Annotated in this window: 1 protein-coding gene; it reads right to left on the bottom strand. The window is 35.1% G+C overall.

The genetic code is table 11. From position 1 onward, the window contains the following. Positions 1–173: 173 nt before the first annotated feature. The coding region (locus tag FD33_RS12740; RefSeq protein WP_162256978.1) for a hypothetical protein at positions 174–559 on the bottom strand (386 nt) is incomplete at its 5' end.

The following is a 559-nucleotide window of genomic DNA, read 5'->3' as shown; positions in this document are numbered from 1 at the left end:
GTTTGAACATCACTAGCTTTTTCAAAGGTCGAAAAATCTGGAAGTCCTAATACAGCTTGTGCATGTGTTTGTGGATAGAATTTTGCTCCATCCTTTGACATTTGAACTATGTCAGTCATTAATCTCTCCTACTTTCTTAAAATTAGTCATTAACCTCCCCTACCTTTTTAAAATTAGTCATTAACCTCCCATACCTTTTTAAGAACAATGTTAGCATTAGTTATTGCACTTTGAACCTGTGTCATATTCACAAAACTAGATACGTCTGGTGTTGCCTTAGTTATTGCCGTAGTCATTTCTGACCTTGTAGGGTAATTTGTTAAATCTGGTTTTGCTCCAGACACAGCACTACTTATTTCAGTTGTTACATCAGTTTTGGTTGGATAATTACTTAAATCCGTTGGTTTAATTCCAGATACAGCAGTACTTATTTCAGTTGTTACATCACTCTTAGTCGGATAATTTGTTAAATCTGTCGGTGCAATTCCTTTAATTGCACTTGTAATAGCAGTTTGAACATCACTAGCTTTTTCAAAGGTCGAAAAATCTGGAAGTCCTA

It is taken from the genome of Companilactobacillus paralimentarius DSM 13238 = JCM 10415 (assembly GCF_001434985.1).
In the GTDB taxonomy this organism is placed as follows: domain Bacteria; phylum Bacillota; class Bacilli; order Lactobacillales; family Lactobacillaceae; genus Companilactobacillus; species Companilactobacillus paralimentarius.
The sequence above is the reverse complement of the archived record's forward strand: the minus strand, read 5'-3'. Positions and strand labels throughout refer to the sequence as shown.